Source organism: Pseudomonas sp., from assembly GCF_028293835.1.
Taxonomy (GTDB): domain Bacteria; phylum Pseudomonadota; class Gammaproteobacteria; order Pseudomonadales; family Pseudomonadaceae; genus Aquipseudomonas.
Window position 1 is genome coordinate 37,003 of record NZ_JAQGNX010000175.1, and the last position, 23,090, is coordinate 60,092.

The window sequence follows — 23,090 nt, forward strand, 5'->3', positions numbered from 1 at the left end:
CGAATACTCAGCCCTTGGCCGCCATGGCGGTGACTTCCACACGCATACCTTTGACCCCAAGCGCGGCAACGCCGACAGCGGCGCGAACCGGCCAGGGCTTGACGAAAAAGCGCTTGTAGACCTCGTTGAAAGCGGCGCGGTCAGCTATGTCAGTGAGGTAGATGGTTAGATGCAGAACCCGATCCATGGAACTGCCGGCCCCCTCCAGCGCCAGTTTCAGCGCCTGCAGCGTGCACTCGCTCTGCTCAACGATACCGCCCAACTCCAGGCTGCCATCGGCTCGGGTAGGGATTTGCGTGGAGACCAGCAGGCCGCCGAAACCGGCGACGTCGGAGGAAATGGAATCCGGGTCTGGGTCGGGCACGAAGGTCAGGTCTTGGTTTGCCATGGGGTTCTCTTGCTTAAAGTGATAAAGGGGCGATGGTGCAAGGAGCCACTAATCGGTCTAGCTTCGACCATCAGCTGCCTGGCTGCATCGTCGTTTCCCGGATTAAGCGGCGGTACGCAGGATAATGCCAGCCCGCCGTAAACGTGATTGTTTTATGCAGATCTTGCTCGGTCCATACAATCTGCTCTTTCTTCCCGTCCAGATAATGGGGCCTCAGAGCGCTTCACCACGGATCAGCCTGCAAAATGACCTGGCTGTGAATAGCCAGCGTGTTCTCAGATGTCGGGCTGCCGCTATCCTTCGTCTCCTGTTTGTCTTTTCGCAAAGCGGTTTGCAGTATGCCCAATAGATCCTGGGTCTTAGTGGCCTCGACCGGGGTCGTAGTGTCCTCTTTGAGATCGCCCATTTCGTATTTAAGACTGTGCGTAGTTTGTGTGGCCGCTTGAACCAGCGAAACAGCAGTCAACAGCCCGGCTTTATAAGCGACACTGGTTGAACTGCTGGCGTCATCGTTAATCTGCAAATACTTATAATTTTGAGACTGCTTCGTGTGGTCGAGCGCTGCAAGCGCACCAGGGTAAAGGCCCTGATGATAGCTGGCCGTCAGGTGCGATTGCTGGTCTTGCTTGATCGAATGGTTTAGTTGGTTTTCCCCATTGATGCTAGTGGTCTGCAATACCTGATAGGAGAAGTTATCTGTTTCATTGACACGCATTGGATTGATCGATTGCGGCACTTGGGTGATCGATGCCGTGAAATCCGCCAAACCGGTGAGCATTCCGTGGTCTACATCGTTCAGGCTTATTGAGCTGGGTGTCTTGAGGTTTACCTGCTTCAGATCTTTGCTGTTGACGCTATTCATTGCAGAGAATGCATCTTTAAAAAGCGTCATGAGGTCTTGGTTGCCATCGCCTCGACGTCGGGCGGCATCGAATTGGCTCAGGTAGCTATTCAGCGCTTGGGATTGTTGTTGAGCATTTCCCATTATCTGCGAATTTTTTGTATTCACGGCCAGTTGCAAGCTGCCTATAGGCCCGCTCATGTTCACCGTCTTGTTCTGCCCATCGGCATGAAAACCAAGGGTTTGGTATTTACTTTCACCGAGTTTTAACTGGGCGTTCAGGTCCACGGACGAAAGCAAAGACGGATCGAACTGGGTAAGTTTGCTTAGATCAAGCCGTGGTGGCGTTTCAGTGAACCCGTCGATAGCCGATTGAAATGCATCAGCGAGATTCCCTACCGCACTGCGTTCGGCATCGCTGAGTGTTCCACCCTTCACCTGGACCTGAACCGCAAGGCCATTTGCCTGGCTGGCCAAATTTATAAGTACGGTACTGCCGCTTGCGGTTTTAACCGTAAGCGTAATTGAGTTATCGGCTGCAGTATGCAGTTGCGTCTGGTCGACAAGCTGTTCGGTTGGGTCAAGCGCTTGTCCGGTTGACGACTTCAATAGTGACTGTGAGTAATTGTTGACCCCTTCTGACAGCTGAGTCAGCAGCGCGGCGCCGAGGCCATGAAATACGCCACCAGGTGGCTGTGCTGCAAAATTACCCTCCATGGTCAATGTTACTTTGTCTTGTCGTTCATTCTCTAACACAGGCCGCGTCGCTGGCTCATCCACTAGCCCACGTGAGGAATAAGTTTGAGCGCTTGTTAGCGCCGCGTTTTTCCCCAGTGTGACAATTGAAGTCGGTGCAGCGGTCGTTGCTGTCGTCCCGGAATTACCTGTCCCGGGCAGTACAGTCGGCACAGGCTTTATCGTTATTAAAGGGAGCGTGTTGACCGGCGATAGAGTGCTCATGACGTTATACATCCCTGATCTTCATGATGGTTAGGGGAACTCAGTGCACGACGGGCCCATTGCAGCGTGGTGTCCATACGATTACGGCGCCTCTACAATGCTAGCGTCTTCGAGCCCGGAAAACCTGCCCGCTGCTCGCAGTTTGTTTTGGAGTTAAAGCTCCTGTATTAAGAAGATAGGCTTTTAAGCGAAGCAGTCAAGGATTATTGGAGCTATGACAACAGAAATAGAACAGCAGCCAAGACGTCGCCGCGGTCGCCCTCTGGCGTTCGACCGCCTGCAGGCGATTCATGTGGCAATGAAGCTGTTCTGGGAGCATGGCTATGAAGGAACGTCTTTCGATGATTTGATCAGCGCCATGAAAATCAGCCCGTCGACGTTTTACAATTCTTTTGGCAACAAGGAGACGCTTTATCGGGAAGCGACCGACCATTACCTGGCAATATCGAGCGAATGGTTTCAGGCAGCCCTGACCGGTGTTACAGATGCCAAAACGGCTTTTACACGCCTGATCGAGGCCACCGCCGCACAGTTCACCTGTGACGATTTGCCGGCCGGTTGCATGATTTCCCTGGCCGGAACCCATTTGTCTCCAGCCCATGGGTCGGTGCGCGCTCTGATGTCCGCCCACAGGGCAGCGTCCGAAAACGCGTTAGTGGCTCGCCTTAAGGAAGCGCTGGCGGCTGGCGAAATCCCGCCTGGAACTGATATTGATGCGCTCGGGGCATATTTCAGCGCGCTTTTTCGGGGCATGGCTGTGCAGGCACGCGACGGTGCTTCCAGAGCGCGCGTATTGGCAATTGGTCGCCTTGGCATGGGCGCCTGGCCTGAGCCGAATGCCACTCCAGACTAAACATTTGCCATAGTGTGTGTACCGCTCATTCACAGAGGGTTGCTGAAAATGACAGTTGTTCATAAGTCTGCTCAGGTGGGGTTTTCCACGCAAGCGAATACCTATACCCAGGGACGCCCAGACTATCCAAGCGATATAAGCAGCTGGCTCAGGTCTGCATTGGACATCAGCCCTGGCTCCACGGTCATCGATTTGGGAGCCGGCACCGGCAAGCTCACCCGACTGCTAACACCCATGGACATCGATCTCATTGCTGTAGAACCCATTGAAGCCATGCGACTCGAGTTTGCCAAGCAGCTACCAGACGTTGAAATTCTAGGGGGAACGGCCGAGTCCATCCCTCTCGATGATGGCGTGGCGCAAGCGCTGATATGCGCCCAGGCTTTCCACTGGTTTGCCAATGAAACGGCGCTCGCCGAGATTCACCGAGTGCTCAAACCGAACGGTCGACTTGGGCTCATCTGGAACGTGCGGGATGAGTCGGTGGGCTGGGTAGCGGAGATTACTAAGATCATCACACCCTATGAAGGGGATACCCCACGCTTTCATACCGGAGACTGGCGACTGCCGTTCAACGGGCGCTACTTCTCGCCGCCTGAACTGACCTGCTTTAAGTACACCCATACAGGAAGTCCGGAGTCCGTCATCATGGATCGCTTCTTGTCAGTGAGTTTCATCGCCGCCCTACCGAGTGCCGAGAAAGCGGCAGTGGCCGAGCAACTGCAGACCTTGATTGAGACGCACCCGGCTCTGCGCGGGCGCAAAACCATTGAGTTCCCCTATCAAACACAGGCTTATTCATGCCGCCGCCTGGATTGATCCATTCGATCAATCAGCGCCAAGGATGTCGTGGACTCACGCAAATCCCCGGTGGGACCGAATTTATTCGGGAAATAGGCGACTCGGTATTTCAGTGAAACCGCGTCGCTTTTCCGTACCCGCCCCGACAGCGATTTTAGTGAGCCGCCATCACCATGCTCGCCCGGAAACAATCTACCGCCCATTGGATGTCGCCCTCGTCAATGTGTCGGTGGGTCACGCAACGTAACCGGTTGTTGCCCCACGGACGGACCAGCAACCCGACGTTTTCCAGGTTCTTGGTCCAGGTCGCGCTATCACGCCCGGTGTTGGATATGTCCACCTGGACGATATTGGTTTCCGGTAGCGAGGCGCTAAACGGCAGCCCCAGTTGATTGAGCCGGTTGCTCAGGAGCCGTGCCCGCTCATGGTCATCGCTCAGGCGCGCGACCATGTTTTGCACCGCGTATAACCCCGCCGCCGCCATGATTCCAGCCTGGCGCTGAGTACCGCCGAGCATCCGACGCAGCCGACGAGCTTTCTCCATGGTGTCCGGCGGTCCTACCAGTACCGCTCCCACCGGCGCACTCAGGCCTTTGGACAAACATACGGAAACGGTATCAGCATGAGCCGCCACCATAGCCGCCGGGACTTTCAACGCCACCGCCGCGTTAAACAGCCGCGCGCCATCCAAGTGAACCCGGACACCTTGCGCCTCGGACAGCCGATAGACCGCCGCCATATGCTCCACGGAAGGCACCGTGCCGCCAGCGTTATTGTGCGATGTCTCCATGGTCAGCAGGCCAGTTTTCAGCTTGTGTTTGCCGCCCCTGAGCGCGTCCTCGGCTTCATTCAGGTCCATGGCGCCGCGTTGTCCCGGAACGCCAAGGTAGAACAGCCCGGTGAAAGTCGAACCGCCCCGCTCCGAGGTGAACATATGCGCGGTCGATTCAAGGACCACCTGTTCGCTGCGATCAGTCTGTGCAAGGACGGCCAGCAAATTTGCCATGGTGCAACTGGGAACAAACAATCCTTGGTCTTTCCCCAATAACCGGGCAACGGTTTCTTCCAACTGACGCACCGACGGATCGAAATCAAGCCCGTCGTCACCGATGGGCGCGTGGCGCATGCACTCGTACATTTCCTGCGTTGGCAGTGTGACGGTATCGCTGCGCAAATCCACAGGCGAGGCGTGACCCTTCTGCACGTCGTGGGAACTCAAAGGAAACATGATCAACCCCTATCAGTGCTGAAGGATTTTGGAAAGAAACTGGCGGGTGCGATCGGCGCGCTCTTCAACGTTATCGAAGAATTCCGAGGTGATGCAGTCTTCAATGATTCTGCCGCCGTCCATGAAAATCACGCGATCAGCCACGCGGCGGGCAAAGCCCATTTCATGGGTCACTACCATCATGGTCATGCCTTCGCTGGCAAGATCACTCATGACGTCCAGCACTTCGTTGACCATTTCCGGGTCCAGCGCAGAGGTCGGCTCGTCGAACAACATGACCGTGGGATCCATCGACAATGCTCGAGCGATGGCGACGCGTTGCTGCTGTCCACCAGAGAGCGTCCCGGGATGCTTGTCCTTGTGCGCCAGCAGCCCGACGCGATCAAGCAATGCGTAGGCTTTCTCTTGAGCCTCTTTCGGGTTGCGGTTGAGCACTTTCGTTTGGCCCAGGCAGAGGTTCTCCGTCACGGTCAAATGCGGAAACAGTTCGAAATGCTGAAAGACCATGCCCGCTTGTGAGCGAAGGTGTGGCAGGTTGGTTTTAGGATCGCCGACGGAGACGCCGTTGACCGACACGCTGCCCTTCTGGAAAGGCTCCAGCGCGTTTACCGTTTTGAGCAGGGTTGATTTTCCAGACCCCGACGGACCGCACACCACCACCACTTCACCCTTGTTAATGCGTGTAGTGCAGTTATCCAGCACTTGAAAATCGCTGTACCACTTGCTGACGTTATTGAACTCAATCATCTGGAAGGCTCTCAGTGACTTGATACTGATTGGCACGCTCAGCGAAGGGCGAGGGTTCGTTTTTCAAGCAGCTTGACCAGCCGCGAGGCGGTGAAACAGATCACCAGATAAACCAATGCAACGAACAGGTATAACTCGACCAGTCGGCCATCGCGCTGCCCGATCCTGGCACCGGCACCCAGAAAATCGGTCAGCGACAGTACGTAAACCAGCGAGGTGTCCTGGAACAGAATGATCACCCGCGTCAGTAACGACGGCAGCATGTTGCGAAACGCCTGGGGCAAAATGATGCTCTGCATCGTCTGGCGATAGGTCAGACCGATGGCCAGCCCTGCGGATACCTGGCCGCGAGACACTGACTGAATACCGGCGCGCATGATTTCGCAAAAATAGGCCGCCTCGAACAGCGTGAAGGTAATGATCGCCGACTTATAGGCGCCTACATTCATCGGCCGTGAGGATCCGGTAATCCAGGCGCCGATATAGGGCATCAAGAAGTAAAACCAGAAGATCACCAGCAACAACGGAATAGAGCGCATGGTGTTGACGTAAAAACCCGCTGGCACCGACAGCACGCGATACGGTGACAGGCGCATCAACGCCAGTAGCGTTCCGAGCGCCAGGCCCATAGTCGCGGCTGCGAACGTGAGCACCAGGGTGAACGTCATGCCGGTGCCAAACAGGTACGGAATGGCGTGGACGATGGCAGCGAAATCAAAATTCATGATGCGCTCCCGTTCAGCTTGATTTTCGCCTTCCAGCCCATCATCCCGGGCAAGGCAAAACGACGTTCGATACTGCGCATAATCAGCACCACACAGCCGTTGATGGCGAGGTAGCCCACCGTCGCAGCAGAGAACGCTTCGAAAATATGAAAGCTGAACTCCTGCATGGCCCGCGCCTGCCCCGTCAGCTCCAGAAGGCCGATGGTCAGCGCTACGGACGAATATTTGACGATCCCCATGAACTCCGACGTCAGGGGCGGGATAACTATCCGGTACGCCTGTGGCAAAATCACGTACCGGTAGACCTGCAGCGGAGTCAGACCCATGGCTGTACCGGACTGCGCCTGCCCTCGTGGCAGCGACTGAATACCGGCGCGAATGGTTTCGGCCAACCGCGCAGTACCGTAAGTACTCAGGCACAGCACGGCAGGTATGAACTGCCCCCATGGCTGGGCCATCTGCTTCATGGCGTCCCCCAGGTGTTTTGGCAGCAACTCCGGCAGCACGAAATACCAGAGGAACATCTGCACCAGCAGCGGAATGTTGCGAAACACCTCAACGTAGACTGTACCGATAAACCGCAGCGCTACCGACGAAGAGCTCCGCATTACCGCCACGATTGATCCCAGGGTTAGCGCGACAAACCCTGTCGTCAGGGAGAGTGCCAAGGTCCAGCCGACACCCACGAACAGGTTATGTAAGTAGGTGTCCACTCCATTGGAAGAGACGTCCAGAAAGACACTCCAACGCCAGTCATAATTCATCGACGCGCTTACTCGTAGGCGGCTGGATCGGCCGAGTCAGTAGGGTTCGCCAACGCCCGCTTGAGCGGCTCGCTCATGGGGTACTTGAGGTTGATGCCACGGGGCGGAATCGCTGAGATGAAATATTTGTCGTACAGCCTGGCAACCGTGCCGTCCTTTATCAACTCAACCACGGAAGTGTCCACGAGTTTCTTGAACTCGGGATCATCCTTGGGCTCGAGAATGCCGTACGGCGCCAGTTCCAAGCCCTTGGTGCCCACTCGATAATCCTCAGGATTCTTGGAGGACGCGACGGCACCGTAAGCGAGCCCATCATCATTGACCGAGCCGGCAGCGCGACCACTGCTGACCATCAGAAACGTCTCACCGGTGTCCTTGGCTGGGGCAACGGTGATGCCATAACCGTACTGGGCGTTAAGCATGGAGATCAGCTTGAAGGTTTGTCCGCCGGCTTGCGCAGCAATGGTTTTGCCGCGAAAAGTGGACAGGTCGTTGACGTCGACACCGGCGTCCTTGCGGGCCACCAACACCACTTGAGCCACGAAGGTGGTGGGTGCGAACGACACCAGCGAATGACGATCGGCCTTGTTGGTGGTGTTACCGCACTCCAGGTCAATAGTGCCGTTGGCCAGCAGCGGAATACGGGTTGCCGATGCGGTAGGGTTGTAATGTACGTCCAGCGCTGCGAGGCCCAACGCCGTTTTTATCTTAGCGGCGATGGCCTCGCATATTTCCACGGTATAGCCGATGGGCTTCTGCTGGTCGTCCAGATAGCCGAACGGCACCGAACTTTCAGGGTAGCCAAGGGTGATGGCGCCGGTTTCTTTGATTCTGTCGATGCGTCCATCTGCCAGCGCGGTACCGCTGATGATGAACAGTGCAAGTGCTGATACGGCTGAGGCTACTTTCATTTTCCTTCCTTGGGTCGGTAATCGAACCAGTGAACATCGTCATCGGGAACAGCGAACGTTGGACCAGAAGCAGGAACAGGAGATCGGTAGTGGCTAAAAGTATCCGCGAAGAATAGTGTGAAGCCCAATTCCAGTTGCGTATTGCTAGATACCAAATTGATATGGGAGAACGGGCATGAAATTGCGCCAGATCGAGGCGTTTCGGGCGATCATGATGACGGGTTCGATGACGCTTGCCGCCCGAACGCTGCATACTTCGCAGCCGCAAATCAGCCGTCTCATCGGGCAACTTGAAGGCGTCGCGCAGTTTCCGCTGTTCGAACGCAATGGCAGCAAACTCAAGCCAACGCTGGATGGCGAGCGTTTTTATCAAGAGGTTGAAAAGACCTTCGCTGGCTTGTCCAGTCTGGAGTCGGCGGCCGCCGTGATCCGCTCTTTTGGCAGGGACCGATTGATGCTTGCCGCCATGCCGCGCCTGGCCGGAGGACTGCTCGCGCGAGCGGTTGCCCGTTTCAAGCTTGAGTACCCGGACGTATTGGTGACCATTCAGTCCGGTAACGAAAGCAACATCAATGAATGGGTCCGCTCGGGGCTATGCAGTACTGGCCTGGCGATGCTTTACGGCCAGACACCGGGGATCCTGGTGGAGCCGGTAATCACTACCAACTGCGTGGCGGTCTTTCCCAAAGGACACCGCTTCGCCCTGCTGGAAAAGGTCACTCCGCAAGACTTCGCGGGTGAACGCTACATCTCATTCCCCAACACCAGTCCGGTGCGTAACCAGATCGACAAAATTTTCAACGAGGCTCAGGTCAACCCAATTATCGTCGCCGAAGCCAGCCTGGGGTCGTCCATCTGCGCACTGGTCGGCGCGGGCATGGGCGTCAGTTTGATCAACCCGATAGCGGCCATTGAAGAGGCGACGCTCAATAACATCGAGTCCCGACCCTTCACCGCGAGCATTCCGGTGGTCATTGGTTTGCTGTTCCCCTTGCACCATCCGCAGTCCAGACTGGTGAGAAAATTTGCCCAATGCGCTCGCGAGGTGATGGAGGAGGAGCTTTCGCCGTTGTGTGATTGATTCGGCGCCTGAACAGGTCACATAAATCTCGTGGAGCCAACGTGTCGGGTGAGCGCTTGAGACGCCTCGCCAACACGTGGTTCTACAGAAACCCAGGGTCGCCGGTTATTTCGCCACCGCTTCTTTACGCTCGAATGCGCCAACGTCTTTGGGCGGTACTTTCATCTCGGCCACAAACGGTTTTTCCGGCTTCATGGTGAACGTCAGCAACACGCCGCAGACCATGATGCCGATGGACACCAGGAAGGTGATGTTCCAGTTGCCGGTCTGGTCGATCAGGTACCCCGCCAGCACTGGGCTGACGATGGCGGCGGTGAAGCCTGTGCCGCTCATGATGCCGCTGGCGGTGCCGGAGCGGTCGTAGGCGATGTCCATGGGTATTGCCCACATCGGGCCGATGGTCATCTCGTTGAAGAACATCGCGGCGCCGAGGAACAGCAGCGCGTACATCGGCTCATGCAGCACCAGCACCGGGATTAACGACAGTCCGGTCAAGGCCATGCACACCGCGACCATATAACTGCGGGCGATTCGCAGGTTGCCGGTGCGCCGCAACAGCTTATCGCTGACCATGCCGCCCACCAGATCGCCGACCACTCCAGCGAAGAACACGCCGGAGGTAAAGACCACCGCGCTTTTGATGTTCAGGTTGAAGTTGTGCATGAAGTACAGCGGCATCCAGCTAAGCATCAGCCAGAGAATCCAGTTGTAGCAAAAGTACACGCTGGACACCGGTAGCATGCGCTTGTACAGGCGTGCCCATGTACCCGGTACGTCAATGGGATGGATCTTCGGCGCGGGCAATGTGCGCAGTTCTTCTGCGGTGATGCGCGGGTGATCGGCGGGTTTTTCGGTGTAGGTGACGTACCACAACACCAGCCAACCGAAACTTAACGCGCCCAACAGATAGAACGCGAAGCGCCAGTCGTAAGCGCTCATCAAGCCCATCACCAGTATGGGTGCCACGGCATTGCCCAGACGGGACGCCGAGTGGGTGATGCCTTGGGCCATGCCGCGTTTGTCTTTGGCGATCCATGACGCCATAGCGCTGGTGGCCGCCGGAAAGGTCGCGCCCTCCCCCAACCCCAACAGCAGACGCGCCAGTACCAGGGAGACGAAGCCGCCCGCCATCCCGGTCAAGGTGGTGGCGATGGTCCAGATGAACGCGCAGGCAATCAGCGTACGTTTGGCCCCGAAGCGGTCACTGACCCAGCCGCCGATGAACTGAAATACTACGTAGGGATAAGCGAACGCGGAAAAGATAAAGCCCAGTTGCGTGTTGCTCAGCCCTAACTCAGAGCTGAATTGGCTCGCCGCGGTACTGATGTTGACCCGGTCGACGTAGGTGATGAAGTACATCAGGCACAGCATCACCAACACAGTGGTGGTGGCCTTGATTTTCAGCCTGTTCATGGTTGCGATCCTCAGTGTTTTTTTTGTAGTTGTTCACTAATGCGCGTGTGTGCGTGGGCCGGGGCTATAGCTCCAGAATCGCGCCCTCACGTTGCAGGTCCGAGATCTGTTGGGCGTTGTAGCCGTACTCGTTGAGAATTTCCACGGTGTGCTCGCCCAGCAACGGTGAAGGTCGGCTGACCTGCTTTGGTGTTTCCGAAAAACGAATCGGCAAGGCAATGCTGCGCGCCGAACCGGTCACTGGGTGGTGGGTCTCGACGATCATTTCCCGCTCAAGAATCTGCGGATGTTCGATCACTTGGGAGATGTCCAGCACCGCGCCCACCGGTAAACCAGCGGCGTCGAGTCGGGCGACCCAGTTGTCGGTGGTGTCGTGGGACAGGCATTCAGTGATCAATGCCACCAATGCTTCGCGGTTGTTCATGCGCAACATGTTGCTGGCGAAACGTGGATCGTTGGTGATGTGCGACGCGTCCAGCACTTGCAGCAAACGCTCGTAGTTACCTTGGTTAGCCGCGCCGATATTGATCCAGCCGTCCTGGGTACGGAACGCCTGATACGGCGTGCTGGTGGAATTGGCGGAGCCCATTTTCGGCAGGATCACGCCCTCGGAAAAGTAGTTCGCGGCCGGCCAGTACATCTGCTGGAAGCCCGCTTCCAGCAGCGAGGTATCCACCACTTGGCCCTGCCCGGTTTTCAGTTTGTGAGCGTACGCTGCGGCGATGCCCAGCGCGGCAAGTATCCCCGCGTTGATGTCGGCGATGGGCGAGCCCGCTTTGATCGGGTCCTGCCCCGGCTCGCCAGTGGTGCTCATCAAACCAGACAGGCCTTGGGCGATCAGGTCGAAGCCACCCTTGTCAGCGTACGGACCGGTGCGGCCATAACCGGACACCGAACAGTAAATCAGTCCGGGATTGAGCAGCTTCAGGCTGTCGTAACCCAAACCCAACTTTTCCATGGTGCCTTTGCGGTAGTTCTCGGTGACCACGTCGGCGTCCGCCAGCATCCGCCGCAACACGTCTTTACCGCCTTCGGTCTTGAGGTTCAAGGCGATGTCACGCTTGTTGCGGTTGAGGATCATGAACGAGGCGGATTCGCCGTGCTCGAGGATCGGCGCGAAGCGGCGGCAGTCATCACCGCCGTCCATTTTCTCGACCTTGATTACGTCGGCGCCCATGTCGGCCAGCATCATTCCGCAGATGGGGCCGGACATGATGTGCGACAGTTCGATGACTTTCATGCCTTGCAGTGGACCGGCCATATTATTTGCCTCCGAAAACAGGGGTGCGTTTGGCCAGAAAAGCCTGGTAGCCAATCTGGAAATCCTCGGTGCCGAAGCAATCGAAAGCCTCGTCGTATTCCTCGGCAGACAACGGCGTGGGGTCGGTGCTGCGCTGCACGAATTTCTTGTGCCAGCGGGCCACCAGCGGCGCGCCGCCAGCGATGCGTTGCGCACTTTCCAATGCCTGCTGTTCAACCTCAGCGTCCGCAACCACGCGGCTGACGATGCGTTTGTGCAGCGCTTCGGCGGCATCAAATACCCGGCCTTCCAACAGCATTTCCAGGGTCACGTCGGGTCCGGCGATGCGCATCAGGCCGCTCATTTCATCGTGGGACATGGCCAAGCCAAGCTTATTCACCGGCACACCGAAACGGCTGGATTCACCGCAAATCCGGATGTCGCAGAGCGACGCGATGCCAAGACCGCCACCGACGCAGATGCCGTGAATCATCGCAACTAACGGATGGCGGCAGCGGGCGATTGCGCGCAACGCGCCGTGCATAACGGGTCCATAAAGGCGCGCTTGCTCGACATTGCTGCGATGGGTTTCGAATTCGGAAATATCATTGCCGGGGCCGAAGGCTTTGACGCCGGCGCCCCGAATCACAATGCAGCGGATCGAATCGTCAGCGTCCAGAGCACTAAGGGTCTCATCCAACAGCTTCCACATGGGCATCGTGGTGGCGTTGAGTTTTTCCGGGCGATTAAGGATGACAGTGACTACGGCGCCGTCGCGCTCGACCAACACAGGAGCAGCAGAACCGACTTGATCGGGCGCAGGTTTGCCCGGGGGGATGTGCGTGTTCATAACCGTACCTTATTATTTTGGGATACCGATTTACGTTTTTGGTATCCCAAATATAGCTATGATGCGTTTTAGCGCAAGCGGTTTTTTTCACATCCATCGGCGTACTGACCAATGACATGGCCGTTAGGTACGCGTAAAACCCCTAAATCATTGGGCTAGAAGCTTATTAACCCGTTTCACATAGATTATTTTTTCGTTCCACCCGATAATCGTTCACTGTCCAATGCCGAGCGCGCTGATCAGTCTGGGATACCGAAGGAGAGATAAATGGCCGAGGAAACAGTTTTAGCGAACATCAACGAGGCCGCTTACGCCGCCTTGAGAGAGCGCATCGTCAGCGGTGAATTACAGCCCGGCGCCCCGCTTTCCGAGCGCGCGCTGTGCGAGGCGCTGGAGGTGTCGCGCACGCCGTTGCGTGAAGCCATCAAGATGTTGGCTCGCGAAGGACTGGTGGAGATTTCTGCAACACGCCGGGCGAAAGTTGCCAGCGTGACCCTTGATGAGGCGGCGAACATGCTGACCTTGCTGGCAGCGCTTGAGGGGTTGTCCGGGGAGCAGGCCTGCCAAAAGATTTCAGGCTCTGACATCGCTGAGCTGGATACGCTGCAGGCAGCCATGCGTCTAAGCTACGAGCAAAAAGACCTCACCACTTACTTTGAGCTGAACCAGGCGATTCACTTGAAAATTCTGGCCGTGGCGGACAACCGCGTACTGTCTGAAATGTTTGGCAACCTCAACGCTCGACTTCGCCACGTGCGTCGGCGCCTGACGCCAACACCGGGACGCTGGCTGCAAGCGGTTACCGAACATGAGCAAATGCTGACGCACCTTAAAAAAGGCGACAGCAAAAAACTACGAGCCTTGATGGAAGATCACTTGCGCAACAAAGTAGACGTACTGTTGGCGACGATGCTAGAGCATGGGATTGTCAGCGTGCAGCGGTCTGCTTGAAATTAACCGCAATTGGTTGGAGCGAACGACTACGAATAAGCCCCCACTACCCATTTCACCTTAGCCAGCGCCTCCCGCAGTACGCTTATCTCCACCGAGCCCAATGCCAAGCGGATCGCATGGGGTACGTGGGTGGAGGTAGCGAACGGCTCAGCGGTTGAGACCGAGACGTTTTCTCGCATCAATGCCGTGGCGATCTGGTCTGCCCGGGCATCTTCAGACAACGGCAGCCACAGAAAATATGAACAGTGGTGGCTTGTGCAGGCAAGCCCCGTCAGCACTTCAGCCGCCACGGCTTGCCTCATCTGCGCGTCACGGCGCTTCTCGGCTTCCAGTTGTATAACGGTTCCGTCGTCGAGCCACGCGCTTGCAATCGCGGTCATCACCCCTGGCGTATTCCAAGTGGAGGCCCTGATGGTTCGCTCCAGCGCGGCAACCTTCTCGGTCGGGGCGACGACGAAACCAACGCGCAGTCCGGTGGCGACGCTCTTGGACAGTCCCGATACATAAACCGTTCGCTCGGGTGCCAGTGCGGCCAAGGGGGCAGGCGGATCTTCTGCCAGAAAAGCATACGCCGCGTCCTCAATAATCAGCAGCCCATGCCTACGGGCGATACTGACCAAATGTTCGCGTTGGTCGGCACTCATCACCCATCCCAACGGGTTGTGCAGGGTCGGCATCGTGTACACCGCCCGCACCCGTCGGCTGCGGCACAGGCTATCGAGGGCCTGCAGATCCGGCCCGTGACCGAATGCAGGTATTGGCACTATTTCAAGGTGCAGCGCTTCGGCGAGTACCTTGAACCCTGAATAGGTCAGCGCGTCCGCGGCAATCACATCGCCCGGTTGCAGCAGCGCCATCATCGTCACAGCCAGCCCATGTTGAGCGCCGCTAACGATCAATACCTGATCGGCAGCGACGGTCAGGCCACGGGCGCGTAAATGGCGCGCCACCGATCCGCGCTCATGCAAACGCCCGGCGTGGGGCTGGTAGCGTAACAAGGATTCCAGATCGCCGGATAACGCCAGTTGGCGTAGCGCAGTGCGCAATAATTCAGCCTGCCCCGGAAGCGACGGGTAGTTGAAATTGAGATCGATCATGCCAGCGGCAACGGCTTGCTGATCGACGCCTTGGCCAAGGGGCAGTGATGTCTCCCTGACAAAAGTGCCTCGCCCGGTTTCGCCACTGACCAGTCCCATGGCTTCCAGCTCGGCATAGACCCGACTCGCCGTCACTAAGGCCAACCCTTCGGTAGCCGCCAATTGGCGGTGGGTTGGCAGCCGCGTGCCGGGCAGCAATCGGCCTGAGCGGATGTCGGCCGCGAAGGAATCTACCAGTGACTTGTAACGTGAGCGAGGCATACCAAAGCGTATCCATGACAATATTTTGATTGTATTGATATTCGATCATACGATGGATTAACCACAAACAATACCGAGTGTGTCCACGATGGAACGTACATCGCAGCTGCAATCACAAACGACGGAAAAAGCCGCAAGCGGATGGCTCAACGGGTTCATCGGCGTGCTCATCTTCAGCGGCTCGCTGCCTGCGACGCGGGTGGCGGTGCTGCAGTTTGATCCGGTGTTCTTGACCCTTGCACGGGCGACCATTGCTGGCGTTCTGGCGTTTTGCGTGCTGGTGCTTTTTAAACAAAAGCGCCCTGCAAAACAACAATTGCTGCCCTTGGTTATCGTAGCGATGGGCGTTGTGGTGGGGTTTCCGCTGCTGACGGCGCTGGCGTTGCAGTACGTGACGTCGGCGCATTCCATCGTCTTCGTCGGCATGTTGCCACTTGCCACCGCTGCGTTCGCGGTGTTGCGCGGTGGCGAGCGGCCGCGGCCAGTTTTCTGGTTGTTTTCGGTATTGGGCAGTGCTCTGGTGGTAGGGTTTGCCCTCTCTCAAGGGCTGACTGCATCGCCAGCGGGCGACATTCTTATGCTACTGGCCATCCTCGCCTGCGGCCTGGGTTATGCCGAAGGGGCGAAGCTTTCAAGGACGCTTGGTGGCTGGCAGGTCATTTCTTGGGCACTGGTGCTGTCGCTGCCGGTGATGGCTCCCCTGGCTTGGTTTCTGGCACCGCCGTCATTCTCCGGCATTAGCACCCCGGCATGGTTTAGCCTGGCGTACGTGTCGGTCTTCAGCATGCTGATCGGCTTCGTATTCTGGTACCGCGGCCTCGCCCAGGGCGGTATCGCCGCCGTTGGCCAGCTTCAACTGCTACAACCCTTTTTCGGATTGGCGCTGGCCGCTACGCTGCTCCATGAGCACGTGAGCAGTGGCATGCTCGGGGTGACCGTTGCGGTGATCCTTTGCGTTGTTGGGGCGAGGAAGTTCGCCAAATAGACGTCTGGACCTATCAAGCTATGCATAGCTTACTGAGTTCTATAAAAATTAAATTGAACGGCGCGACAGCGCAGCGTCGAAGACGGGGCGCAAGCTCTTACAGTGACGAGATCTGTTGTTCAATGGCAAGGTCACCGTCCGGAAACGTGGGGTGCTCCACGTCGCTGTAATGGGTCAGGTGTACTAACGCGCAACCCTGTTCGTCGAACAAATGGCAGCCCGCGCCGGTAACGCCGATGACCAGGTTTTGCCCACTTTTGACCTGTGAGTGCCCTGCGCCTTTGACCATGATGTGATGGCCGTCGGCGGTTTGCGCATGGCTGAAGGTTTCACCGCCCAAGTGTTCGACCACCAGGGTTTTCGCCAGAATCCGCGCCTCGCCATGGCCCAGTTCTGACAGGTGTTCGGGCCGCAGGCCGAGGGTCAGCGGCACGCCCACCGTAATGCCTTCAGCGTGGACCGGGACCAGCAATTGTTCCCCGCCTGGCAAGCTGATCCGCACCCCTTCTGCCGCCACCGCCACGACGGTGACCGGCACGAAGCTCATCTGCGGCGAGCCGATAAAGCCAGCAACAAAACGGTTGCGCGGGTGGTGGTACAGCTCCAGCGGCGAACCTACTTGCTCGATGCGGCCCTTGTTCAGCACCACGATCTTGTCGGCCAAGGTCATGGCCTCGACTTGGTCGTGGGTCACGTAGATCATCGTCGCCTGCAGGTCGTTGTGCAGTTTGGCAATCTCGATGCGCATCTGCACCCGCAACGACGCGTCGAGGTTCGACAACGGCTCGTCGAACAGAAAGACTTCCGGCTCATGGACAATCGCCCGACCGATAGCCACGCGCTGACGCTGTCCGCCGGACAGGGCTTTGGGTTTGCGGTCGAGCAATGCCTCCAGTTGCAGAATGCGAGCGGCATTGCGCACCTTGGCCTCGATCTCGGCCTTGGGCAGCTTCTGCATTTTCAAGCCAAAGGCGATGTTGTCGTACACCGACATGTGCGGGTACAGCGCGTAGGACTGGAAGACCATGGCCACGCCGCGATCCGCCGGCTCCAGGTAGGTCACATCACGGCTGCCGATGCGGATCTGCCCTTGGGTGATGCTTTCCAGTCCGGCAATAGAGCGCAATAAGGTTGATTTTCCACAGCCTGAGGGCCCGACGAACACCACGAACTCGCGGCTCTCAATTTCCAGGTCGATGTTGTGCAGGACTTTGATGTCGCCATACGCCTTTTCGACGCCACTCAATCTGAGCTCAGTCAAAATCGTTTCCCCTTGATTATTGTTGTGAGTTCCGGCGACACGGGGGCGCTCGGAGCTTGGGTGACGACACGTCTTACTGCCGCTGGTTACAGGTAAAGCAAAGCAGGATGTCGGACCCTTGACAGTCAGAATTTTCCTTCTACGATCATTTGTAATTCAACAATTACAAATGTCAAGCAGGAGGTCGTATGCGGGCTGCTTATATCCACGGCATTCACGACGTGAGAATCGGTGACAAACCGATGCCTAAGCCCGTGGGTGATGAGGTTTTGCTACGCGTCAGCGCGGTTGGGGTCTGCGGCAGCGACCTGCATTACTACAAGGAAGGCGCGATTGGTCATGCGCGAATCACCAAACCATTCATCGCCGGCCACGAGTTTGCCGGCTACGTGGTGGATGATCATCCCGCGCTGGGCCTGACTGCCGGGCAGTTGGTGGCAGTCGATCCGGCCAAACCGTGCGGCCAATGTGAATGGTGCCGCCGTGGCCACGTCAACCTCTGCCCTCACGTGGTGTTTCTCGGCTCACCGCCCGATACCCATGGCGCCATGACCGAATTCATCTCGGTGTCGCCGAGCCAGATCTACCCGGTGCCAGCAGGTTTCACCAGTGTTCAGGCGGTGATGCTCGAACCCCTCGGGGTGGCGATCCACGCCATGGACCTGGCCGGGAGCAAAAAAGTCTTCGAAAGTGTTGCCATCATCGGCTGCGGCCCGATAGGCCTGTGCTTGTTGCAGTTGGCACGGATGATGTGCAAGGACGTGGTTTACGCCATCGACCCGATCACTTACCGCGCCAATATGGCCCTGCGACTGGGTGCCAATAAGGTCTCCCATGATCATGCAGCGGTTGCCGAATGGACTGACGGCCGCGGCGTGGATTTGGTCCTTGAAGCGACCAATTCCCCGCATGGTTTTCAGATCGCAGCGCAAACGGCACGGATTGGCGGGCGGGTGGTGCTGGTGGGTATTCCTGATGGCGACCAGTACATGCCGCTGAGCGCTTCGCTGTTGCGGCGCAAGGGCCTCGACGTGCGCATGTCCCGGCGCATGGGCCATGTCTACGACCGTGCGATAAAACTGGTCGCGCAAGGATTGGTCGACGTCGAATGCCTGGTGACTCACCGCTTCGACCTCAGCCAGGCCGCCGATGCATTCATTTATCCGTCTCAGTTCATCGACGGTGCCCTGAAGACGGTGATTTGCCCGGCCCCTTAAAATGAGCCCCCTTGAGATGAGCCCCCTGAAAACGAACGCCTTAAAAAATGGCACGCCAGTGCCCGCCCAATGACGTACTCCTCACCAACAACAACAAATGAGGTCACGTAATGAAAAAGCTAGTATGGAACGCACTTGCGCTGTCGGTTGCCCTCGCCTCGGGGGGCGTACACGCCTGGACGCTGGAAGAAGCCGCCACGCCCTACAAAGGCACAGAGATCAAGGCCATTTTCCTCGACCGTCCCGGTTACGCTGCCGCCATCAAGTTACTGCCCGACTTCGAGAAAAGGACCGGGATCAAAGTCAGCTACGAAACCGTCCCCTATGAAAACAGCCGCGAACGCCAAGTGCTGGATTTCACTGCGGGTAACGAAAACGATGTGGTGCTGACCGATGTGGTGTGGATCGGCGAGTTCGCCGGCAACGGCTGGCTTGAACCGATCAAGACTTTCACTAATGACAAAAAACTGGCTGACCCGGAGCTGAAGCTCGACGGTTTCTTTCCGATCCTGCTGGAGTCGTTCGGCACCTGGAACAAGAATGTTTACGGGCTGCCCTTCGATAATTACTCGGGCCTGCTCTACTACAACAAATGCATGCTCAAAGACGCCGGCTTCGACAAACCGCCAGCCACCTGGGACGAACTGCTTAAAGTCTATGGGCCTAAGCTGACGGGCAACGGCAAGTACGCCTATGCGCTGCAATCACGGCGCGGCGAGACCCAGTCGGCGGACAGTTTCATGCGCATGCTGTGGCCTTTTGGCGGTTCGCTGCTGGACGCGAAATTCAAGTCCAACCTCAATTCGAAAGAGTCCCAGGCTGGCTTGCAGTTCCGCCAAGACCTGATGAAATTCATGCCACCGGGCATCGTCGACTATGACCACAACGAGGCGGTTAACGCACTGGCCCAGGGCAACGTCGCGATGATCACCGAGTGGTCGGCGTTCTACAGCACCCTGGCCGACCCGACTAAATCAAAGATCACCGATTGCCTGGCCGTGGCGGCTGAACCCAAGGGACCAGCGGGCCTGAAACCAGCACTAGGCGGCTTCTCCCTCGGGGTCAACGCCAACGCTCCGGATGACAAAAAAGCAGCCGCGTGGCTGTTCATTCAATGGATCACCTCCGAAGCCATGGCCAAGCCGTATATCGAAGCCGGTGGCGTCAGCGGTCGCAGCGCAGTCTACAAAGACCCGGACATGCAGAAACGCTACCCGTTCGTACAGCCGATGGTGACGTCGTGGGAGGGCGGCGTGCCGGACTTCCGCCCACGCTTCGCCGAATGGCCTGAGATTTCCGAAATCGTCGGTGAGAACGGCACGGCGATCATGCTGGGCAAGACCAGCGTGGCGGACGGGGCTAAGACCATTGGCGCACGGGTCGAAGAAATTCTCGGCAAGGCCGGTTATTACAACGGTAAAAAACCACTGTTGAAATAACTGACCGGGTGCCGCGTGACGTTGGTGTTTCAGCGAGTGCGCGGCGCCCTCCTTCTGACTTGTTTAGCCCCGCAGGGAGTGCTTTCGCCATGTCGAGCGATAAAACGCCAGTGGTCTTTCCGACCCTATGGAACAACACGCGGGCGGCCTTGGCTTTCCTCGCGCCGGCCACCGTGGCCCTGGCGCTGATCGGAATATTCCCGACAGTGTTCGCCCTGGTCAATTCGTTCCGCCAATACAATTTGTCCCGTCCTCGCGATCCGACACCCTTCATTGGCTTCGATAACTACGTCAGCGTGTTCAATGACCCGTCGTTTTGGGCCTCGCTGGGCCGCACCTTCGTCTTTCTACTCACCGTAGTGCCCATTCAATTGGCGCTGGGCTTGATCATCGCCTTGCTGCTGCACAAACCCGGACTGTCCGGTTTCAAGCTGTTGGCGCGCATGAGTCTGGTCATCCCGTTGGCCACTGCGCCCGCCGTAGCAGGTTTGATTGGCCGACTGATTTTCAACCGCGACTTCGGCGTGGCCAACGCTTTGCTGGCCATGGTGCATGTCGGACCGGTGGAATGGTTGGGCGAGACCACCAACGCATTCATTGCGGTGGCGCTGATGGATGTCTGGCAATGGACGCCGTTTTGCGCGTTGGTGCTGCTGGCCGGCCTGACCATGGTGCCGACTGAGGTCGAGGAAGCGGCCCGCCTGGAAACCCGTAGCCGCTGGCAAATCATTCGTCACGTGCAGTTGCCGTTTTTGCTGCCCAGCGTCACGGTCATCCTGATCTTGCGCACCGCCGACATCCTGAAGATGTTCGACACGGTATTCACCATGACCCGAGGCGGACCGGGCGCAGCCACCGAGCTGGTCAGCGTCTACATCCAGCGCATTGGTTTCCGTGTTTTTGACCAAGGCGTGGCGTCGGCCCAAGCGATTTTGCTGCTGATCCTGACCATTGTATTGGCGCGTCTGTACATCAAATTCGTTTACCGGGAGATCTGACATGGCCACCGTGATTGCCGATAACGTCGCCGTCAAACAGGCTATCGCCAAGCCGCGCAGAAGGGTCAACGGCTGGCACTTGGTCGGGCTGCTGGCGATTTTTTTATTCGCGATTTTTCCGTTCTACTGGATGGTTGCCACCAGCATGAAAACCCAGGCCGAAGCCCTGACTTCGCCACCGATCTGGCTGTTTACTCCACGCCTGGATAACTACGTTCAGGTGCTGTTTCACCGAGACGTGCTGTCGAGCCTGGCCAACTCGCTGATCGTTGCAGCGTGCACCACGGCGTTGGCGGTGGGTCTTGGCACCCCGGCTGCGTATGCGTTAGCGCGGTTTGAGTTCAAGGGCAAGGAAGATCTGTGGTTCTGGTTCATCACTAACCGCATGCTCAGCCCAATTGTCGTTGCCCTGCCGATCTTTCTGATGGCCCGTACTTTGGGGTTGATCGATACACGGCTGGTGCTGATCCTGGTGTACCTCACTTTCAATCTGCCCATCGTCGTATGGATTTGCACCGACCAGTTTCGCGGGGTGCCGAAAGACCTGGATGAAGCCGCCAGGCTTTCGGGTGCTTCGCGCTTCACTATCTTTTGGCGCATCGCCTTGCCCTTGGCGATGCCGGGAGTGGCGGTGTCGGCGATTTTCTCGTTCATTTTCTCGTGGAACGAGTTGCTGTATGCCTTGGTGTTAACCCGCAATGTGGCGCGCACGGCACCGGTGACGGCCACCAGTTTCATGAGCGGTTACGACCTGCCGTGGGGAGAGATCATGGCCACCGGTACGTTGATTGTGTTCCCGGTGATCATTTTTGCATTGATGGTTTCCAAACATCTGGTACAAGGTCTGACCATGGGCGCTGTGAAGTAGGCGCTGCGCAACTCGATGAATGCGAAGGGAAAAGGCCGTGCAAGATCCCCGTACAGACTTTGATCCAGTCAATGCCGAACACCAGTTGACCATCCGTATCGCCTGGTATTACTACGTCAACAACATGACCCAGCAGCAGATCGCCGATCGATTCGGCCTGACTCGGGTTCGGGTCAATAAGGTCTTGGCCAATAGCCGCGAAACCGGTGTCGTGCAAATCCGCATCAACTCGAAGCTGGCCTCCTGCATTGAGCTGGAACATGGCCTGCAAGAACTATTCGGCCTGGGCCGGGTTACCGTGGTGCCCACCCCGGAAGACCCGCGAATGATTTTCCGGGTGCTCGGCGTAGCGGTTGCGCCGACCATTCATGAGCAATTGTTTGATGGCTGCATCGTCGCCGTCGGTTGGGGCCGTACCTTGCGTCAAGCGGTACTGGAAACCCAAAGCAGGGTGTTACAGGGCATGACCGTGGTCTCGCTGCTGGGCGGTTTACACTACGGCTCGGCGAACAACACGGTGGAAATCGCGTCGAGTTTCGCCGGCCTGTTCGGCGGTTCCCATTACTACCTCGCGGCGCCGGTCTACGCGCCGTCAGCCCAGTATCGCGACATGATCCTGGCTGAAGCTTCGGTGCAGGATGTCCTCGGCAAAGCGAAAAAAGCCGATCTGGCGTTGGTCACGGTGGGTGACTTGACCGAGCGCTCGCTGATGTTTGAATTGGGCATGGTGAGTCCTGACGATGCACGAACATTGAAGGCCACCGGCGCGGTGGGTGACCTGTTGGGTCGCTGGCTGGACCGCGATGGCGTAGAGGTCAACCATCCATTGAACCGGCGCGCCATTTCTCTTGAGCTGGAGGATCTTAAGCGCATCAAAAAAGTGGTGTTGGTGTCCGGTGGACCGTACAAGGCGGACATCATTCGCGCCGTGTTACTGCGCAATTTTGTCCATGAATTGGTGATCGACGAAGCCACCGCCCAGCAACTTCTGGAGCAGGGTATTTGATACACCGCGTCGCATTCTTCGCGAACAAGTTCGCTCCCACCCAGGCTGTGTGAAAACGTAGCGAGCGAAGGCAAGACAAGGCAAAAACAGGCGAGAAACGGCCGGGGTCGCGATCGACTCTACGGGTTGTAAATGAGCATTTTGATCGGACTCGCGCACGAGCCTGTTTTTAACGCAGTATTGCGTGCGTAGCACCGAAGGT

At 57.5% G+C, this 23,090-nt stretch carries 22 protein-coding genes; 10 read left to right on the top strand and 12 right to left on the bottom strand.

The window, feature by feature from the left end:
• Window positions 1–7: 7 nt before the first annotated feature.
• Window positions 8–388 carry a RidA family protein gene (locus tag JWR17_RS24080; protein WP_299835537.1) on the bottom strand — a complete coding sequence of 127 codons (381 nt, stop codon included), beginning with the start codon at window positions 386–388 and terminating at the stop codon, window positions 8–10.
• 223 nt (window positions 389–611) lie between these two features.
• Window positions 612–2,189 carry a lactate dehydrogenase gene (locus tag JWR17_RS24085; RefSeq protein WP_299835538.1) on the bottom strand — a complete coding sequence of 526 codons (1,578 nt, stop codon included), beginning with the start codon at window positions 2,187–2,189 and terminating at the stop codon, window positions 612–614.
• 298 nt (window positions 2,190–2,487) lie between these two features.
• Between JWR17_RS24085 and JWR17_RS24090 the strand changes: the two genes are divergently transcribed.
• Complete coding sequence (locus JWR17_RS24090) at window positions 2,488–3,042, top strand: TetR/AcrR family transcriptional regulator (RefSeq protein ID WP_299835559.1); 555 nt, start codon at window positions 2,488–2,490, stop codon at window positions 3,040–3,042.
• Window positions 3,043–3,090: 48 nt separating this feature from the next.
• Window positions 3,091–3,861, top strand: coding sequence for a class I SAM-dependent methyltransferase (locus tag JWR17_RS24095; RefSeq protein ID WP_299835539.1), 771 nt, complete (start codon window positions 3,091–3,093; stop codon window positions 3,859–3,861).
• Window positions 3,862–3,997: 136 nt separating this feature from the next.
• On the opposite strand, the gene JWR17_RS24100 is transcribed toward JWR17_RS24095, so the two are convergent.
• Genes JWR17_RS24100 through JWR17_RS24120 form a run of 5 tightly spaced genes read right to left on the bottom strand, consistent with a single transcriptional unit; the run spans window position 3,998 to window position 8,218 of the window.
• Window positions 3,998–5,071, bottom strand: a complete 1,074-nt coding sequence (locus JWR17_RS24100) for a GntG family PLP-dependent aldolase (RefSeq protein ID WP_299835540.1) — start codon at window positions 5,069–5,071, stop codon at window positions 3,998–4,000.
• 12 nt (window positions 5,072–5,083) lie between these two features.
• A complete protein-coding gene (locus tag JWR17_RS24105) occupies window positions 5,084–5,818 on the bottom strand; it encodes an amino acid ABC transporter ATP-binding protein (RefSeq protein WP_299835541.1) in 735 nt (244 codons plus the stop codon).
• Window positions 5,819–5,856: 38 nt separating this feature from the next.
• A complete protein-coding gene (locus JWR17_RS24110) occupies window positions 5,857–6,543 on the bottom strand; it encodes an ABC transporter permease subunit (protein WP_299835542.1) in 687 nt (228 codons plus the stop codon).
• Complete coding sequence (locus tag JWR17_RS24115; RefSeq protein ID WP_299835543.1) at window positions 6,540–7,307, bottom strand: amino acid ABC transporter permease; 768 nt, start codon at window positions 7,305–7,307, stop codon at window positions 6,540–6,542. The genes JWR17_RS24110 and JWR17_RS24115 overlap by 4 nt, the downstream gene beginning before the upstream one ends.
• 8 nt (window positions 7,308–7,315) lie before the next feature.
• Window positions 7,316–8,218, bottom strand: a complete 903-nt coding sequence (locus tag JWR17_RS24120) for an amino acid ABC transporter substrate-binding protein (protein WP_299835544.1) — start codon at window positions 8,216–8,218, stop codon at window positions 7,316–7,318.
• 175 nt (window positions 8,219–8,393) lie between these two features.
• On the opposite strand from JWR17_RS24120, the gene JWR17_RS24125 reads away from it, so the two are divergent.
• Window positions 8,394–9,299 carry a LysR substrate-binding domain-containing protein gene (locus JWR17_RS24125; protein WP_299835545.1) on the top strand — a complete coding sequence of 302 codons (906 nt, stop codon included), beginning with the start codon at window positions 8,394–8,396 and terminating at the stop codon, window positions 9,297–9,299.
• Window positions 9,300–9,404: 105 nt separating this feature from the next.
• On the opposite strand, the gene JWR17_RS24130 is transcribed toward JWR17_RS24125, so the two are convergent.
• The 3 genes from JWR17_RS24130 to JWR17_RS24140 form a co-directional block, all read right to left on the bottom strand.
• Complete coding sequence (locus JWR17_RS24130; protein ID WP_299835546.1) at window positions 9,405–10,712, bottom strand: MFS transporter; 1,308 nt, start codon at window positions 10,710–10,712, stop codon at window positions 9,405–9,407.
• A 64-nt stretch (window positions 10,713–10,776) separates the two neighbouring features.
• Window positions 10,777–11,973: a CoA transferase gene (locus JWR17_RS24135; protein WP_299835547.1), complete on the bottom strand. Its 1,197-nt coding sequence runs from the start codon at window positions 11,971–11,973 to the stop codon at window positions 10,777–10,779.
• Window position 11,974: 1 nt separating this feature from the next.
• Window positions 11,975–12,802, bottom strand: coding sequence for an enoyl-CoA hydratase-related protein (locus tag JWR17_RS24140; RefSeq protein ID WP_299835548.1), 828 nt, complete (start codon window positions 12,800–12,802; stop codon window positions 11,975–11,977).
• A gap of 267 nt (window positions 12,803–13,069) precedes the next feature.
• Here JWR17_RS24140 and JWR17_RS24145 point away from each other — a divergent pair, with 267 nt between their 5' ends.
• The gene (locus JWR17_RS24145; protein WP_299835549.1) at window positions 13,070–13,753 is read left to right on the top strand and encodes a GntR family transcriptional regulator; all 684 of its coding nucleotides are present in this window, start codon (window positions 13,070–13,072) and stop codon (window positions 13,751–13,753) included.
• A 29-nt stretch (window positions 13,754–13,782) separates the two neighbouring features.
• On the opposite strand, the gene JWR17_RS24150 is transcribed toward JWR17_RS24145, so the two are convergent.
• Window positions 13,783–15,114 (bottom strand): PLP-dependent aminotransferase family protein, encoded by a 1,332-nt coding sequence (locus JWR17_RS24150; RefSeq protein ID WP_299835550.1) that lies wholly within the window; start codon window positions 15,112–15,114, stop codon window positions 13,783–13,785.
• 88 nt (window positions 15,115–15,202) lie between these two features.
• Here JWR17_RS24150 and JWR17_RS24155 point away from each other — a divergent pair, with 88 nt between their 5' ends.
• Window positions 15,203–16,099 (top strand): DMT family transporter, encoded by an 897-nt coding sequence (locus tag JWR17_RS24155; protein ID WP_299835551.1) that lies wholly within the window; start codon window positions 15,203–15,205, stop codon window positions 16,097–16,099.
• 97 nt (window positions 16,100–16,196) lie between these two features.
• Here the strand turns inward: JWR17_RS24155 and ugpC are convergent, their stop codons facing one another.
• The gene (gene ugpC / locus JWR17_RS24160; RefSeq protein WP_299835552.1) at window positions 16,197–17,360 is read right to left on the bottom strand and encodes a sn-glycerol-3-phosphate ABC transporter ATP-binding protein UgpC; all 1,164 of its coding nucleotides are present in this window, start codon (window positions 17,358–17,360) and stop codon (window positions 16,197–16,199) included.
• 188 nt (window positions 17,361–17,548) lie between these two features.
• On the opposite strand from ugpC, the gene JWR17_RS24165 reads away from it, so the two are divergent.
• From JWR17_RS24165 to JWR17_RS24185, 5 genes are all read left to right on the top strand, one after another.
• Complete coding sequence (locus JWR17_RS24165; RefSeq protein WP_299835553.1) at window positions 17,549–18,577, top strand: alcohol dehydrogenase catalytic domain-containing protein; 1,029 nt, start codon at window positions 17,549–17,551, stop codon at window positions 18,575–18,577.
• A gap of 110 nt (window positions 18,578–18,687) precedes the next feature.
• Window positions 18,688–20,016, top strand: a complete 1,329-nt coding sequence (locus tag JWR17_RS24170) for a sugar ABC transporter substrate-binding protein (RefSeq protein ID WP_299835554.1) — start codon at window positions 18,688–18,690, stop codon at window positions 20,014–20,016.
• An 89-nt stretch (window positions 20,017–20,105) separates the two neighbouring features.
• Window positions 20,106–21,014, top strand: coding sequence for a carbohydrate ABC transporter permease (locus JWR17_RS24175; RefSeq protein WP_299835555.1), 909 nt, complete (start codon window positions 20,106–20,108; stop codon window positions 21,012–21,014).
• 1 nt (window position 21,015) lies between these two features.
• The gene (locus tag JWR17_RS24180) at window positions 21,016–21,882 is read left to right on the top strand and encodes a carbohydrate ABC transporter permease (protein ID WP_299835556.1); all 867 of its coding nucleotides are present in this window, start codon (window positions 21,016–21,018) and stop codon (window positions 21,880–21,882) included.
• Between the two features lie 37 nt (window positions 21,883–21,919).
• On the top strand, window positions 21,920–22,888 hold the full coding sequence (locus JWR17_RS24185; RefSeq protein ID WP_299835557.1) for a sugar-binding transcriptional regulator: 969 nt from the start codon (window positions 21,920–21,922) through the stop codon (window positions 22,886–22,888).
• The last annotated feature ends 202 nt before the right edge of the window (window positions 22,889–23,090 follow it).